Consider the following 16,862-nt stretch of genomic DNA (forward strand, 5'->3'; position numbering starts at 1 on the left):
CGCTTTAAATTCAGTTCCAATTCTAGTTGTTAACATTTCTTTACTTACCTTTGTTTTTTTATACCGACCTACTTATAAACCAAAAAACGGCAACTCGCTGGAATTTGACAGAAGCATTTTAAGCAACAACCTGTACGGCGTAGATTTGCTGCCGGAATCGGCGGAAATTACCAAACTTTCTCTGTGGTTGAAGACGGCCGAACCTGGTAAAACCCTGACGTATTTGGATGATAATATTAAAGCGGGAAACTCGATTGTCGCTGACAGTAATGTAGCAGATACAGCGTTTGATTGGCAAGCTGAGTTTTCCCAGATTTTTGCTGATGGCGGTTTTGATGTTGTCCTTGGCAATCCGCCTTATGTGCGCCAAAAGTTGTTTTCCTCGCTTAAGCCTTACCTACAAGCTAATTACGAGTCTTATCATGGAATGGCGGATATGTATACTTATTTCTATGAGAAAGGATTTAAACTTCTTAAGCCAGGGGGGATTCTTTCTTATATTGTAACTAATAAATGGCTGAGATCAGCTTATGGCGAACCGCTTCGCAAGTTTTTTGCTTATCATGCCGTGTTTGAGCAGATTATTGATTTTGGACACGCTCCAATTTTTGAAGATGCTGATACTTTTCCTTGTATTGTAGCAGTACGAAAACCTGAGCCATTTTCCTCTACATCTGAAACAAAGAAGAAGATTGAGGAGAAAAAACCACAACCTAATTTGCCTGTGATTATTTGTCCGGTTCCCCGTGAGGAACTTGCTAATATCAATCTCACCCAATACGTGCAACAAAACGGTTACGACATTCCTTGGTCGCGCTTTAATGGTGAGGCATGGAGTTTAGAAATACCAAAGGTTGATGAGTTGATGCAAAAAATTCAGCAAGCAGGCATTGCACTCAAAGAGTTTGCTGAAATTAAGCCTTATTGGGGAATATTAACTGGATTAAATGAAGCATTTTTAATTGATGAAGCCACCAAAAATAGTTTGATTCAATCCGACCCAAAATCTGCTGAAGTTATCAAACCATATCTCAGAGGTCAAGATATAAAACGTTGGCACTCCCAATGGCAAAACCTCTGGATGATTTTTGCTCGCCGAGGAATTGAAATTGATAATTATCCAGCTATTAAGTTTTATTTAAATCAGTATCGAAAACAATTAGAACCCCGTCCCAAAGAATGGAATGACACTAGAGATGGTGATTGGGGAGGACGCAAAGCTGGTAATTATAAGTGGTATGAAATTCAAGATACTATTGACTACTGGCAGCTATTCGAGAAACCAAAAATTATATATCAAGAAATTCAATTCCATCCTTCGTATAGCTATGAGACAAATGGTTATTTGACAAATAATAAAGTTTTTATCCTCCCCCAAGACGATTTATATATATTAGCAGTTCTCAACTCACCCCTCATCTGGTGGCACAATTGGCGGTATTTACAGCACATGAAAGATGATGCCCTAAACCCTGCTGGTTACTTGATGGAAAAGCTTCCTATCGCACCACCAACTGACTCAATTCGTGCCGAAGTAGAACCAATTGTCAGCCGTTTAATTGAAATCACCAAAACTAATCAAGAAACTCACCGAGATGTCTTGCAATGGCTGGAAATAACTTATATAATTGATAAACTCGGACAAAAACTCGAAGATTTTTCTGCCCTTTCTTTTGCTGAATTCGTAGCAGAAATCCGAAAGCGAATGCCGAAAACTAAATCCTCCGATCCTCTCGGCGTTGCTGGACTAAAAGCAGTCCGCGAAACTTATAATGAATATGCACCGGCCATTCAATCTCGCAAAGCTGAGGCGTTGAGACTAGAACACCGTTTATCCGACTTAGTTAACCAAGCTTACGGATTGACACCGGAGGAAATAGATCTGATGTGGAAAACAGCACCTCCGCGAATGCCGATCGCCCGACAGATTTGATAGAATGTTAAAGCAGCATCGCTGAGAATGAGTTTATTATAAAAGGCGCTCTAGTTTTTTGTACACTTCATCATCGTTACGCTTCGATTAATCATAATATCCCGGCCGGGGCGGGTTTTTGAGATTATTAATTATTGGCAGGTATTGTTGGTGAACCCGCCCCTACGAACGTAATGACAGAAACACGTTGTTTTTGCGTCGCGGACTATATCATATCAAAAAATTGTGTTTTTTGGGGAATATTTGTTAGACTGGGATTGTGAGCTAGCGAGTCGATAGACCATACTTTGTACGCGAGGTGAATCATTATGCTCCAAGCATTTGAAGGAATTTACCGAAATGGAGTCATCGAACTTTTAGAAGTTCCTGAAAACATTTATGAAAGCCGCGTCCTGATTACTTTTTTGGCTGCGCCATCCATTCCTCGATCGCCTACATTTATCCAGTTTGGAATGTTTGCAGGTTCTCATCAATCCACAGAAGCTGATTTCGAGATTGCCGAGTTTCAAGGGGATACTGACGATGAATTAGATTGGTCATAGCTGCCGATGAAATATGTCATTTAAAAGAGGAAAGCCAATGGTGACGAACCTAAATGTGGATACGGCACTGCTGCAAGAGGCGATCGAACTGGAGCGAGAAATTGCGATCGAAACCTTAGTTGAAATCGCCTTGCGCGAATACATTCAACGCCGCAAACAGCCACAGAATCTCGAACAGAGCTTTGGAGAATCTCTCACTGCATTTCGTGAAAAATATCAACTGCATGAACTGGGTTTAAATCCTGATGAAATTTGGGGAGATATTCGCGATCGAACTTTTGTAGGACGCGAGGTCATCTTTGAATGACGCTGCGTTATTTACTCGATCCCAACATTATCTCCGAACCTGTTCGTCCTCTTCCGAATGCCAATGTGATGACTCAACTAATTGAGGCAAAATCCTATTTTGGATCGATCGCCAAATTATCGTTTGCCAACTCAGCCATCACTTGCTGTAAAGAAAGATTGGGCGGGCGATTGCTGGCAGATTTAGTCTTGTTAATTGCCATTTGTGCATCAATCTCTTCCAGAGACAATACAGGCAAATCGAAAGCATCTCGAAACCATTTAACCAGTTGCATTAACTCTTCAAAAGATGCACCAACAACCGCAACAGGCGCTTGGGCATAACTGATAATGGTATTGTCGCGTTCGTAAAATACCTCGCGAATTGAATAACGTTCTTGGCTATCTCGAAAAACTCGATAAGTCCACATCATAGTTTTTTAACTCTCCTCTCCGCGAAATAAAACAGTATTATTAGGTTTTTCACCGACTCTGACAATACAAACTACTTGAATTGACTGCTCGACATTATAGAAAACTCTAAATACCCCAATCCTTAATTCCCATGCTGCAATATCGGGTGGTTCTCGTCGAAATCGGTTTCTAGTTTCTATCAATGGTTCATAAACCAATTGAGTTTGAATCGCTTCAAATATGATGTTCTGCTCAAATTTTTTGAAGTTCCGCAAATCTCTGAGGGCATCATGTGTAAACTCAATTTCGTACATTATAGCGCCATTCCTCAAATAGCCGATGCAACCGCTTTTTTGCTTTGCATTACATCTACTATACCTACCCCTGGTAATACAATCAATAGTTATCCTCATACAAGTTGCATATCTATTGATCTACTTTACATAACAGATACTAATGGTTAGACTACTGTGAGTAAGCTAAAGTATTTAATTGAGTAGTTATTAATTAATGGTTGTGAAAATCAGGCTTAAAGATGTCAGGACATCAAGATCGATCTCTCAAAACGAGTTAGCTAGAATACTGGAGATGTCGCTGGCTAACATTCAAAAAATCGAGAGAAACAAGGCAAAATCTATTCCCCTGGACACTTTAGATCGGCTGTGTGAGGTTCTAAATTGCGAAGTTGGTGATTTGCTAGTTCGGGTTAGCGATCGAGAGTTAGAAGCATTGTGAGTGAAAACCAACAGCCAGAACAAGTCACCTCTAACCATTCCGTTACCGATCGCTGGCGATGTACAGCAATGGAAAAAAAATATGGTTGGAAGTTGTTACGGATTGAGCGCAACCAAAATAATCCCATTCTCAAGTGGGATTGCATTTTCAATGGCAAAACCGAATTCCCCGATTACCTGGAAGAAACCGAGGAGGATTAACTAATGGGTAGAAAATACATGATTTTTCGTGCCGAATGGACTGAAGATGAAGGGGCAGATAATAGGTTGTTAGCCCACACAGGGGCATACACTGATATTCTTGCAGAGTATTTTGACTCATCCAACGCACCTATCCCCGCACCGGGGTACAGATTGCTGGAGTTTCACAGCGCTGACGGTTCCGGTTCTAGCACCCACTACCGCACTGGAGACTGGGAAGTGGTGAGGGTGGAAGAGTACCCAACAGCAATACCTAATAACGAGTTTGAGGCGATTGTAGTTGGATACTGCAAATATGTCCCCGTCGAAACTCCGCTGATACCCATGCCAAAAGCTCAGGTTTCGATCGACTCTTTTGGAGATGAATCGGCTTATCAAGAATTCCTTCAGAGCGAGGCAGTTAAAGATTACACATTAGTGTAACTTAAGTAGATTAAAAAAGGGGCAACTCGCGTCGCCCCTCATCTATTTAACCAGCTACAAAATTACACTTCCACAGCAATCTTTTGTTCCGAAGCCTCCGGCGAATTCGCTTCACTCGGCGGCACAACTTGCCAGAACTTAGGCAAATATTCCGACCAATTTGCTAAAATCTTCTCAGCTTTCTTGCTGCCGGTTCGATCGCACTGAGCCTCAATCAACTCCTTCAATTGCGCCTCCCCAGCCGCCGTACAAACCCGCTGCATCTTCACAATCTCCCCGTTGACATGAGCCGGGAAACTCCCATCTTCATCGAGGAAATAAGCCAAGCCGCCAGTCATTCCAGCGCCGACGTTGCGACCGACTTTTCCTAACACGACAATTACGCCGCCCGTCATGTACTCGCAGCAGTGATCGCCCGCACCTTCAATGACTGCTTTCGCCATCGAGTTACGCACCGCAAACCGTTCCCCAGCCTTACCCGCAGCCAACAGAGTTCCCCCCGTCGCACCATACAAACAAGTGTTACCGACGATCGCATTTTCGGAAGCATCATAAGTCGCACCAGCAGGCGGTGCGATCGCGATTTCGCCACCGTGCATCCCTTTACCAACGTAGTCGTTGGCTTGGCCTGACAGTACCAGCGTCATCCCCGGCAAATTGAACGCGCCGAAGCTTTGGCCCGCGCTACCAGTGAAGTTGAGGGTGATTTGACCGCTAAAGCCGGTGTTGCCGTGTTGCTGTGCGATCGCACCACTGATTCTTGCGCCTACAGTGCGATCGGTATTCACCAATTTTACACTCTTGCTAACAGTGCCGTGATTGGCGATCGCACTTTGAATCTCAGCATCCGCCAGCAAATCATCGTCTAACACTGGCCCGTTGGTGTGTACGTCGCCGTGGATCAAGAAAGATCGATCGCTCTTAGTATCAGGTAACTTGGTCAAACAATCCAAATTAATCGCTTGAGTTTTAGTTAGTTGCACCCCATCGCGCATTTTCAACAAATCCGCGCGGCCGATGATATCTGCGATCGACTTATAACCCAATTTCGCCAGCAAACTCCGCACTTCTTGTGCTACGAAATAGAAGAAATTAACAACGTGTTCCGGTGTACCGGGGAACCGTTTCCGCAAGTGTTCTTGTTGAGTTGTCACACCCACCGGACAACTATTCATGTGGCAAACGCGAGCCATAATGCAGCCTTCTGCAATCATTGCCACCGTGCCGAAACCGTACTCTTCGCCGCCCATCAAAGCGCCTACAATCACGTCCCAGCCGCTTTTAAAGCCACCGTCAACGCGGAGCAAAACTCGATCGCGCAATTTATTTTCCATTAGCACCCGGTGAACTTCTGTCAATCCGAGTTCCCACGGAGAACCTGCGTGCTTAATCGAACTCAGTGGCGAAGCACCGGTGCCGCCGTCGTGACCGGAAATTTGAATCACATCAGCATTTGCCTTGGCGACACCAGCGGCTACAGTCCCGATGCCGACTTCCGACACCAACTTCACCGAAACTCCTGCTTTCGGATTGATTTGGTGCAAGTCAAAAATCAACTGCGCCAAATCCTCGATCGAATAAATGTCGTGGTGAGGAGGAGGCGAAATCAGCGTGACACCCGGTTTCGATCGGCGCAAATAAGCAATGTACTCGCTCACTTTCGCCCCCGGCAATTGACCGCCTTCACCCGGTTTCGCACCTTGTGCGATTTTAATTTCGATTTGTTCGGCGTTCATCAGGTACTCAGGAGTCACCCCGAAACGCCCGGAAGCTACCTGTTTGATGGATGAAGAAGCTGTATCGCCGTTCTGCAAACCTTTTAAGTGAGGTAGCGTTTGTGAGAAACCTGCTGCGCTCACATCGTTTAGCACTTTGTAGCGCACCGGGTCTTCGCCGCCTTCGCCGGAGTTGGATTTGCCGCCGATGCGGTTCATGGCAATCGCGAGAGTTTCGTGGGCTTCCGGGGACAAAGCGCCCAGGGACATTCCGCCGGTGGCGAACCGCTTGACAATATCTGCTACAGATTCTACATCTTCGACAGGAATCGGAGGGCGATCGCTCACAAAATCCAGCAAATCGCGCAAAGCCGTTACCGGGCGGTTTTCGAGCTGTTGCTTGTAAACCTCGTAGTGATCGTAGGCACTTTCACCATTTTTGTCACCAATTGGTGTCATTTTTGGTTCGGCCCCATTGCCGTTACCGTTGCTTCCTTCTTCCTTCTTCCTAACATCCGTTACATCCGTTACATCCGTTACAGAATCCGTTGCCGAACTTCCTTCTTCCTTCTTCCTTCTTCCTTCGTTAAAAGTAGTCACGGCTTTGTGCAAAGCCTTCGCCATTTCCGGGCTGTTCATGTGATATTCACCACCCCGGCGGTACTGCACAAAGCCGTAATTTTCCAGCTTTTTGAGGTGCAATTCTGGGAAAGCCTGACTGTGGAAAGACATTACCTCATTAGCCAGTTCCGCCACACTCAAACCGCCGATGCGGGAAACAGTGCCTTTGAAACCCAAATCGAGCAAATCACCGCCAATGCCGATCGCCTCAAAGATTTGGGCCCCCTGATAGCTAGCCAGCAGCGAAATCCCCATTTTCGACATAATCTTCAGCAAGCCGTTTTCCACCGCTGTGCGGTATCTAGCTTGAGCCTGTGCCACGGTAATATTGGGAACTTTGCCGTGCTGCATCAAGTTTTGAGTCTTGCTGTCAGACCACCAGGCGCGCACGCTTTCCAATGCCAAGTAAGGGCAAACAGCCACCGCCCCGTAACCAATCAAACAAGCGAAGTGGTGAGTGCTCCAACATTGGGCGGTATCCACAACCAGGGAAGTTTGCATCCGCAGCCCGACGCTAATTAAGTGGTGGTGAACCGCACCAACTGCCAGGAAGGGCGGAATATAAGTACATTCAGCACTCAATCCAACAGAAGATTCGCCTTCGGCCTTCGAGATTCGATCGCTCAAAATCAGAATTCTCGAACCCTCGCGCACCGAAGCAGCCGCCTTTTGACAAAGTTGCTCGACTGCTGTTTTCAAACCAGAAGGCCCGGCAGCAATTTTGTAAAGAGTTGACAATTCGGTTGCGGGGAAAGACTTTTGATCTTTCAAGAAAGACAGTTCAGCGTCGTTGAGTACGGGAGAATCAATTTTCAGCCGCTTGGCATTTTCCGGTACTGCTTGCAGTAAATTGCCCCGCAGGCCCACATTCATCGTCAGCGACATCACCATCCCCTCGCGCAGGGGGTCGATCGGCGGATTTGTCACTTGAGCGAACCGCTGTTTGAAATAGTTGTACAGCAACTGAGGCTTTTCTGACAATACAGCTAAGGGAGCGTCGTCGCCCATGCAGAAAGTCGGTTCCTTCCCAGAACTCGCCATCTCGACGATCACCATGTCCAAATCTTCTGCTGTGTAACCGAAAGCAGTTTGGGTTGCCAACAAGGTTTGCGAGTCAAGGGTTGCTGTTTCGGCAAAAGGCTGCGGCTGCAAGATTTCCCGGTTTTGTTGCAGCCATTCGCCGTAGGGGTGCCGCTTAGCAATGCGCTGTTTTAGTTGCCAATTTTTGAGAATTTCCTTAGTTTGCAGGTCAACTGCAATCATTTGTCCTGGCCCCAAACGGCCTTTTTCGACAATATCTGCTTCGGGAATATCCACAACTCCGGCTTCGGAGGCCACAATTACCAAACCGTCTTTAGTAATGCAGTAGCGGGCCGGGCGCAAACCGTTGCGATCGAGCGTAGCACCTACTTGTTTGCCGTCGCTGAACACCAGCAGTGCCGGGCCGTCCCAAGGTTCTTGAATGCCGCTGTAATATTCGTAAAAATCGACAATTTCTGGATAGTCAGCCAAATCCGGCTGATTTTTGTAGGCTTCTGGCACCAAAATTGTCAGGGATTCTAGGGGGGTGCGGCCGGAGTGCACCAACAACTCCATCACGTTGTCCAAGTTTGCCGAATCGCTGCTTTCGGGATTGACAATTGGGTTAAACGTGTCGATATCAGCTTGACTCCAATTCGGGTGAGCTAAATTCGCTTGCCGCGCCTTCATCCAGGTAATATTGCCCAACAGCGTGTTAATTTCCCCGTTGTGTCCCAGCAAGCGCATCGGCTGGGCTAAGTGCCAGCGGGGCATGGTGTTGGTGCTGAAGCGCCGGTGATAGACGGCAAAGGAGCTTTTATAAGCGGGATTTTTCAGGTCAGGGTAAAATTCTCCCAGTACGGCCGATCGCACCATGCCTTTATAGACGATCGTGCGGCAGGAGAAAGAGCAAGTATAAAAGTCTCGGCGGGTGAAGTTGGGCCGATTTGACAGCGCGTGTCCGATCGTGCGGCGCGCCAAAAATAGATGTTTGTCGAGTTCGTCTCCGGCTAAGTGCGGTGAACTGACAATTACTTGTTCGATTTGAGGTTGATTTTCTAGCGCTTGCTCGCCCAGAACCGACGGTACAATGGGAACTTTGCGCCATCCCACAACTGTCAGCCCGCGATCGGTCAGAACTTGCTCAACCACCTGCCGCGCTATAGTCGCTTGAAATTTATCTTGAGACAAAAACAGCATTCCCACGCCGCAGTTTTCCCGCGCCGGAGGCACAATTCCCTGTTCGGCGAACCAAGTATCCAGCAATTCCCAAGGAATCGCCGTCATTAAACCCGCACCATCCCCGGAATCCGAGTCAGCGCTGCAACCGCCACGATGTTCTAGACAAGTTAAAGCTGGCAGCGCTTTTTGAATAATCGAGTGGGTGGCTTCACCGCTTTGGTTGGCAATAAACCCCACACCGCAGGCATCTCTTTCTTCCACTAACCAGCTTTGGCCGGCGAATGGAGTTCCTCGCTCAGTCTGATGCACGTTTCTGTTTGGATCGATCGTGTTACCCATGTTGATTGAATGTTATTTCCGTGATTGTGTGGTGGATGCGTTTTTATAGCTCGGAGAGAGAAGGCTGCCGAGCGGTGGGAGCCTAGTAAACTTTAAAACAGCACATTGCAAGCTGATTGGATAAAAATTTACGTCGATGCTGCCTGTACTTAGCACTAAAACCCTGTTTGCAGATTTCACATTATCTCGCTCGCATCGCCTCGGAGATGTCTCCTAGAATACCCTGCTGTTAAAAAGCAGTGATTCTTTGGGAAATCGCCGCCCTGCAAATAAATACATTGCTGGCGATCGAGTTTTTTGTGTGTTTTTTTCCTGAGTCCGCAAGGGTAGCCTTGCAGCGAACACAGGTAGATAGTAACTTTAGCGTTATTTTGCTGGCTGCGCTGTTGAGTTGCTTTCGTCAGCGCCCGCAGACACAAAAGCCACCTGCCCGCTCAGTCGGTAGGTGCAATGTAGCAGCGCGGTTCACAACTGGTGAAACCTGTCTTATTGTGAAGTCAACTCTCAAGCTGCGAACATCAAGTTTATCAAAAAATTGATAAAATTTCACCCATTACAGTCAGAGTTTGCGTGCAAGTCTTGTCAGCGATCGTCCATAACCCAGGCTAAGATGCCTAGCCCAAAAAGGTTGACAGTTTTCCACAAGCCTATTTTGTATTTTTTTACCCACAAAGTTTTGTCATATCCAATCCGTTGGCATCGGAATTATTCATCTCTCTCTTCCCTTTCTCTGTATCCTCTGTGTTCTCTGCGGTTTAATCATTCCGATACCACCGGAATGGATATCACTCATCAATGCAGGCTATTTCAAAGATTTCTGACACATTAGGAGCATCTGGTAGAGCCTGCGCCACATTTTTAACCACGCCCCCAAAGGGATACTTGCTTGCTGACAGGATTCGGGGAAAGGCAAAAATTTTAGACCACAGTTCAAACTGCCAGATTGATTGAAGTAAACCTCAAACCTCAAACTCAACTCAACTAACGCTCACAAGCTTGTCCTTGGTAATTTTTGTTTAGCTCAACCGTGAGCGCTTTTACAGATTTGATTGGCATGGGGAATATTTCATGCCTATCTTTTATAAAATAAAGTTAGTTAGCAGAAATAGTAAGACTGGAAAAATGTGCCGAGGGTTATTACGCTCAATTCTGCATACAGGTAGACCGAAGCCAAGTGATATAAATCATGGTAATCCTATTATATGAGAGATATAATTAAAATAACTTGACACTGATTAAAATGGCAGGGCTGTTGAGAAGTTACGCTTTTTTTGTAAGGAACATCTGAGATTAAATTAACCCCACACACTTGTATCAATGCGTGTTAATGACTCAGCAAATAGACCAAAATCTAAAGTAATTTTAGGTCAACGCTATCTCAAAACAAGTATACAAGCAAAAACAACCAAAATATTAAGTCTGGTTTGAAAAGGGGGGTTTCATAATTTGAGCTACAAAGTAGATTAAACTAAATATAGTTAATCAATAGCACGGCCGATAGAGCGAAAATAGTAGATATTAACTCTAAAAAGCTTCAGGCTTGACAGAAGCAATAGGAATAGGTAGGTATGGCTAGCATAACAAATATTTTTCGAGGATATCACATTAACGAGCAAATATACGCAGGCAATCGAACTCTAGTTTATCGTGCCCGTCGGTCTTCCGATCAGCAGCCCGTAGTGATAAAACTGCTGCGAAATGACTTTCCCCGCTTCCACGAACTGGTTCACTTCCGCAATCAGTTTGTCATTACTAAAAACTTAGAGATACCCGGCACTGTCAAGGCATACAGCCTGGAGACTTACCATAACCAGTATGCTCTGGTGATGGAAGACTTTGGCGGAATTTCCTTATGTAGCTACCTCGCTAGTCTGGTGTTCGCCAGCAACGAACCTCTGGAAGGGTTGCCCATTAACGAGTTTCTTCCCATTGCCATTCAAATTGCCAACTCCCTCGATGGACTTTATCGCCACCACGTTATCCATAAAGACATCAAACCCGCCAATATTCTAATTAACCCTGTCAGCAAACAAGTTAAGCTGATTGACTTCAGCATCGCTTCCCTGTTGCCGCGCCAAACCCAAGAAATTCAAAATCCCAACCTCCTTGAAGGCACTTTAGCTTACATATCTCCCGAACAAACTGGGCGAATGAACCGAGGCATTGATTACCGCACAGATTTCTACTCTCTGGGAGTTACATTCTACGAACTGCTGACGAGACAGTTGCCTTTCCCAAGCGAAGATCCGATAGAGTTAGTACACTGTCACCTTGCCAAGCAGCCTATTCCAGTCCATCACCTCAACAAAAGCGTTCCATTGGTGCTGTCTGAAATTGTTAGCAAACTGATGGCGAAGAATGCTGAAGATAGGTATCAAAGTGCGATCGGACTCAAGTTTGATTTGGAAACTTGTTTGTACCAGTGGCAAAAAACTGGAGAAATCGCCTCTTTTAAACTAGGGCAGCGAGATTTGTTCGATCGCTTCATCATTCCCGAAAAATTATACGGTAGAGAAAGCGAAGTATTTTCCCTACTGGCAGCCTTCGATCGCGTGAGTGCAGGAAGCGCGGAAATGATGCTGGTGGCTGGCTTCTCAGGTATTGGCAAAACCGCCGTCGTCAACGAAGTTCACAAACCGATTGTCGCAGCTAGAGGCTACTTCATCAAAGGCAAATTCGACCAATTTGGACGCACCCAACCATTCTCAGCTTTTGTACAAGCTTTTCGCGATTTAATGAAGCAATTGCTGAGCGAAACAGATGCTAAACTTGAACAGTGGAAGACTCAAATCCTGGCAGCATTGGGCGAGAATGCTCAGGTAATCGTTGAGGTAATTCCTGAACTAGAAGGGATTATCGGAGAGCAACCACCCGCACCAGAACTTTCGGGCAGTGCGGCCCAAAATCGCTTCAATCGCTTATTAGAGAACTTCATTCAACTCTTCACAACCAAAGAACATCCCCTCGTCATTTTCTTAGACGACTTGCAATGGGCAGACTCAGCCTCATTAAAGTTGATTCAACTTTTGACGAGCGATCGCGATCGGCGGTATCTCTTTTTAATTGGAGCGTATCGAGATAACGAAGTCAGTCCCGTACACCCTTTGGTGCTGACATTATCCGACATTCAACAAACCGGAGCCACAGTCAACACCATTACCCTCGCGCCGCTCGATCGCTCGGAGTTGAATTGTCTGATTGCCGATACCTTAGCTTGTTCTACAGCATTGGCTCTGCCTTTGACAGAACTCGTTTATCAGAAAACCCAAGGCAATCCCTTTTTCAGCACACAATTCCTCAAATCTTTGCATGAAGATGGGATAATTGAATTTAATTTTGAAGCTCGGTATTGGCAGTGCGATATCGCTAGAGTGCGAACCTTGGCACTAACGGATGATGTAGTAGAATTCATGGCACTTCAGTTGCGAAAGTTGCCAATCAGGACACAGGAAGTTTTAAAGTTAGCTGCTTGTATTGGCAATCAGTTCGACTTGGCGACCTTAGCAATTGTTGATGAAAATTCGCCAACAGAAACAGCAACAGCTTTGTGGAAAGCACTGCAAGAAGGGTTAATTTTACCAGTTAGCGATGTTTATAAATTTTATCAACACTGTAGTAAAGACTTAGCTGAACCAGCCGGCAGGGAAGAGACCACTGACTTATTAACGAGCAATGAACAATTAGCGAAATACAAGTTTTTGCATGACCGCGTACAACAGGCTGCCTATTCTCTCATTCCCGAAGACCAAAAACGCTCGACCCACTTAAAGATAGGGCAACTGCTGTTTAAGGAAACATCGGAAGTCGAGCGGGAAGAAAGAATTTTTGAAATGGTCAACCATTTGAATATGGCGATTAAGCTGGTTAGCGATCGCGTGCAACGGGAAGAATTTGCCCAGTTAAATCTAGTAGCTGGACGAAAAGCAAAAGCCGCAACAGCGTATGCGACAGCCTTTGAGTGCTTGAGTAACGGAATTGAATTATTAGCAATGGATTGTTGGGACAGCCAGTACCAACTCACCTTAAACCTATATGAGGAAGCAGTTGAAGCGGCATTCCTGAGCGGTGAATTTGAACAAATGGATCGATGGGTGCAAATCGTGTTGCAGCAAGCCCGAACCTCTCTGGATACTGTGAAAGTTTATACAGTGCGAATTCAAAGTTACATCGCTCAGAATAATTTACCCTTAGCAGAACAGACTGCGCTGATTGTTCTCAAACAACTGGGCGTGGAATTTCCAGAGAATCCCAGCCCGGAAAGGGTTCAGCAAACCCAGGATGAAACAAAACGCAAGTTCGCCAGCCACACGTTGGAAGAATTGATTAATCTTCCAGAGATGACCGACTCCTATTATCTAGCAGCCCTGCGAATTTTAGGCACGGTTGTATCGGCTTCTTATCAGTCTGCATCTAAATTATTCCCGCTGATTGTGTGCAAGCCAATAGAACTATCTCTCACTTATGGAAATGCACCTACATCTGCTTTTAGTTATGCTTGGTACGGTTTAATTCATGCAGGAACAGGAGGTGATATTGATATCGGCTATCAATCAGGTGAGGTAGCTTTAGGTCTGCTAGATAATCGGAAAAGCAAAGAGCTAAAAACCAAAACCTACAATCTTGTTTATGGCTATGTCCGGCATTGGAAACGCTACCCCCAAGATTCTTTGCCATTTTTATTAGAAGCCCATCAAATTGCCTTAGAAGCAGGAGAATTAGAATATGCTGCCTATGGACTTTACAATTATACGGCGCTTTCTTTCTCTATGGGCCGAGACTTGGCGGAAATGGAGCGGGAGACAGAAACCTTCGATCACGCTATTCATCAGATTCGTCAGGGAAACGCACTCAGTTTCGTGAAAATTTTTCGGCAGGCTGTTTTGAACTTGCGAGGCAAAACCGATAACCCCTGCCGTTTGGTTGGGGAAGCTTATGATGAAGACATCATGATACCGCAGCATCAAGCTAATAACGTGCAGTATGCGATTTGCAGCGTTTATCTCAACAAGTTGATTCTCGGTTATTTGTTTGAAAACTATCAACAAGCGCTGGAAAATGCCGTGCTAGCAGAGCAATATTCGGATGCTCTAACCGCAGGGCTTCAGTATTCGCTGATTTATTTCTATGGGTCTCTAACGTACTTAGCGGTGTATGCAGAGGCTGATGCGGAAAAACAAGCTGCACTCCTAGAAAAAGTAGCAGTAAATCAGGCAAAAAGCAAGCGATGGGCGGAGTATGCCCCTATGAATCACTTGCATAAGTTCTATTTGGTCGAGGCAGAGCGATATCGGGTTTTAGGACAGCAAGTTGAGGCGATGGATTTTTACGATCGCGCGATCGCTCTGGCTAAAGAAAACAAATACCTCAATGAAGAAGCTTTGGCAAATGAGCTGGCTGCCAAATTTTATTTACAATGGGGTAAAGAAAAAATTGCTCAACTTTATCTAATTGATGCCTACTATGCCTACTCTCGTTGGGGAGCTAAAGCGAAGATTGACGACATAGAACAACGCTATTCTCAATTGCTTGCTCCTATTTTGCAACAGGCTCAAGGTCGTTTGTTCGAGGCAATGACCACCTCCAATGACACCTCATCTTCTACCAAAAACCAAACAATTACTGGGAGTACGAGTAGCACAGTAATAGATTTACCAACTGTTATCAAAGGTTATCAAGCTCTGTCTAGCGAAATTAAGCTGGAACAATTGCTCACTACCCTGATGGAAGTAGCGATTCAGAATGCAGGGGCTCAAACAGGAGTATTGATTTTGAAAGAAGAGGAAAACTGGACAATCGCCGTCCACTGTAGCGCTCGCCAAGGCTGTCTTCTGCAAGAAACTATTGGGATAGAGGAGAGCGAAGCAATTCCTCAGACTGTCATTAATTACGTCAAACGCACGCAAAAAACTCTAGTTTTCGATGATGTCAAGACTGAATTAATATTTACTTCTGACCCCTATATCAAGCAGCACCAACCTAAGAGCATCCTATGTACTCCGATTACCCATCAAGGCAAAATGATGGCAATTCTGTATTTGGAAAATAATCTGACGACGGGGGCATTCACTGGCGATCGCGTCGCCCTCCTCAACATCCTCTGCTCCCAAGCTGCCATCTCGCTGGAAAACGCCCGCTTATATCAGCAATCTCAACAGCTTTATCAAAAATATCAGGATTATGCCCAAAAACTGGAGCAGTCTATCCAGGCTCTCAAACAGATGCAACTGCAATTGGTGCAGGGTGAGAAGATGTCTGCTCTGGGAAATTTAGTCGCTGGTGTAGCCCACGAAATTAACAATCCCGTAGGCTTTATCGCCGGCAACTTGCAACCGGCTCAAGAATACGTGGGGGATTTATTCAATTTGATTGATTTGTATCAAGAAAAATTTCCCCATCCGGGAGGGGAAATTGAAGCAGAAATTGAGGATATGGACTTGGAGTATTTGCGAGAAGATTTGCCCAAATTGATTGGCTCGATGAAGGAGGGAGTCGAGCGCATCCGCAATATCAGTACAAGTTTGAGAACGTTTTCTAGGGCAGATAGCGATCGACCAGTTTCTTTCAATATTCACGACGGACTTGAAAGCACTCTGCTAATTCTCAAGCACCGTTTAAAAGCCAGCGAGTTCCGCCCTGCCATTGAAGTTGTGAAATACTATGGTAACTTGCCCCTAGTAAAATGCTTTCCCGGACAGTTAAACCAGGTATTTATGAATGTGCTGGCTAATGCCATTGACGCTCTGGAGGAGTCAAATAAGGGGCGAAGTTTTAGTGAAATTAAAGCCCTACCTAATCAAATCACGGTTCAAACTCTTCTGAGCGAAGACAACAATCAGGTTGTGATTCGGATTAAGGATAATGGAGTGGGGATGTCAGCCGAAGTCAAGGAAAACATCTTTAACCACTTATTCACTACCAAGTCTGTCGGTCAAGGCACTGGATTAGGATTGTCGATCGCCCATCAAATTGTTGTGGAAAAACATGGAGGTACGTTACTCGTGAATTCTTCTTTGGGGCAGGGTTCGGAGTTTGTGATTTCTATTCCGGGGTGAGCAGTTTGTAGTAGGGATCTAGCGTAATTATTGCGATCGTCGCCAAAAATATCGGATTTAGTAAGAAGAAACATACGGATTTTTCGGGTTCCTAAATTCCCATGCGTTTAGAAGTGAAATTGTGAGTTGTAAGCTGTGAAACGTAATTTTTTCTATTGGCGTCTAATATTGTCAGTCTCGATTTTACCCGTACTGGCGATCGTCCCGTCTTTAGTGTGGAATTCACCCGGAAGAGCACAAGAGGGGGAGAGGGCTGGGTTGATGGATGCTTCCAAAGCCAGCCTGGGAATGAATTCCCTGGCTGATAGCGAAAGTCGGTTGAAACTCACATCTTGCACCATTCTCAAGAACAGGCAAGATGCCTGTTCCACAAAGAGTGAATTTTCTTGTGGAACAGGCAT

11 protein-coding genes are annotated in these 16,862 nt (G+C 45.4%); 7 read left to right on the forward strand and 4 right to left on the reverse strand.

Annotated features, from left to right (window positions below; translation table 11 throughout):
• The 3 genes from QUA16_RS30720 to QUA16_RS30730 all read left to right on the forward strand — a co-directional run.
• On the forward strand, positions 1–1,933 hold a 1,933-nt coding region (locus tag QUA16_RS30720), incomplete at its 5' end, for an Eco57I restriction-modification methylase domain-containing protein (protein WP_333108080.1).
• Between the two features lie 308 nt (positions 1,934–2,241).
• The gene (locus QUA16_RS30725) at positions 2,242–2,475 is read left to right on the forward strand and encodes a hypothetical protein (RefSeq protein ID WP_333108079.1); all 234 of its coding nucleotides are present in this window, start codon (positions 2,242–2,244) and stop codon (positions 2,473–2,475) included.
• A gap of 37 nt (positions 2,476–2,512) precedes the next feature.
• Positions 2,513–2,782 carry a type II toxin-antitoxin system VapB family antitoxin gene (locus tag QUA16_RS30730; protein ID WP_333108077.1) on the forward strand — a complete coding sequence of 90 codons (270 nt, stop codon included), beginning with the start codon at positions 2,513–2,515 and terminating at the stop codon, positions 2,780–2,782.
• A 94-nt stretch (positions 2,783–2,876) separates the two neighbouring features.
• Here QUA16_RS30730 and QUA16_RS30735 read toward each other — a convergent pair whose 3' ends face one another.
• Together QUA16_RS30735 and QUA16_RS30740 are read right to left on the reverse strand one after the other, a co-directional pair.
• On the reverse strand, positions 2,877–3,194 hold the full coding sequence (locus tag QUA16_RS30735) for a hypothetical protein (protein ID WP_333108075.1): 318 nt from the start codon (positions 3,192–3,194) through the stop codon (positions 2,877–2,879).
• Positions 3,195–3,200: 6 nt separating this feature from the next.
• The gene (locus QUA16_RS30740) at positions 3,201–3,488 is read right to left on the reverse strand and encodes a type II toxin-antitoxin system RelE/ParE family toxin (RefSeq protein ID WP_333108074.1); all 288 of its coding nucleotides are present in this window, start codon (positions 3,486–3,488) and stop codon (positions 3,201–3,203) included.
• Positions 3,489–3,684: 196 nt separating this feature from the next.
• Here QUA16_RS30740 and QUA16_RS30745 point away from each other — a divergent pair, with 196 nt between their 5' ends.
• From QUA16_RS30745 to QUA16_RS30755, 3 genes are read left to right on the forward strand one after another with little or no spacing between them, the layout of a single operon-like run.
• Positions 3,685–3,909 (forward strand): helix-turn-helix domain-containing protein, encoded by a 225-nt coding sequence (locus tag QUA16_RS30745; protein WP_333181601.1) that lies wholly within the window; start codon positions 3,685–3,687, stop codon positions 3,907–3,909.
• Positions 3,906–4,109, forward strand: a complete 204-nt coding sequence (locus QUA16_RS30750) for a hypothetical protein (RefSeq protein WP_333108072.1) — start codon at positions 3,906–3,908, stop codon at positions 4,107–4,109. The genes QUA16_RS30745 and QUA16_RS30750 overlap by 4 nt, the downstream gene beginning before the upstream one ends.
• A gap of 3 nt (positions 4,110–4,112) precedes the next feature.
• A complete protein-coding gene (locus QUA16_RS30755) occupies positions 4,113–4,532 on the forward strand; it encodes a hypothetical protein (RefSeq protein ID WP_333108071.1) in 420 nt (139 codons plus the stop codon).
• 62 nt (positions 4,533–4,594) lie between these two features.
• Here the strand turns inward: QUA16_RS30755 and QUA16_RS30760 are convergent, their stop codons facing one another.
• The gene (locus QUA16_RS30760; protein ID WP_333108069.1) at positions 4,595–9,409 is read right to left on the reverse strand and encodes a glutamate synthase-related protein; all 4,815 of its coding nucleotides are present in this window, start codon (positions 9,407–9,409) and stop codon (positions 4,595–4,597) included.
• Between the two features lie 1,568 nt (positions 9,410–10,977).
• On the opposite strand from QUA16_RS30760, the gene QUA16_RS30765 reads away from it, so the two are divergent.
• On the forward strand, positions 10,978–16,461 hold the full coding sequence (locus tag QUA16_RS30765; RefSeq protein ID WP_333108067.1) for an AAA family ATPase: 5,484 nt from the start codon (positions 10,978–10,980) through the stop codon (positions 16,459–16,461).
• Between the two features lie 152 nt (positions 16,462–16,613).
• Here the strand turns inward: QUA16_RS30765 and QUA16_RS30770 are convergent.
• The coding region (locus QUA16_RS30770) for a hypothetical protein (RefSeq protein ID WP_333108066.1) at positions 16,614–16,862 on the reverse strand (249 nt) is incomplete at its 5' end.

It is taken from the genome of Microcoleus sp. S13_C3, from assembly GCF_036700905.1.
Lineage (GTDB): Bacteria > Cyanobacteriota > Cyanobacteriia > Cyanobacteriales > Microcoleaceae > Microcoleus.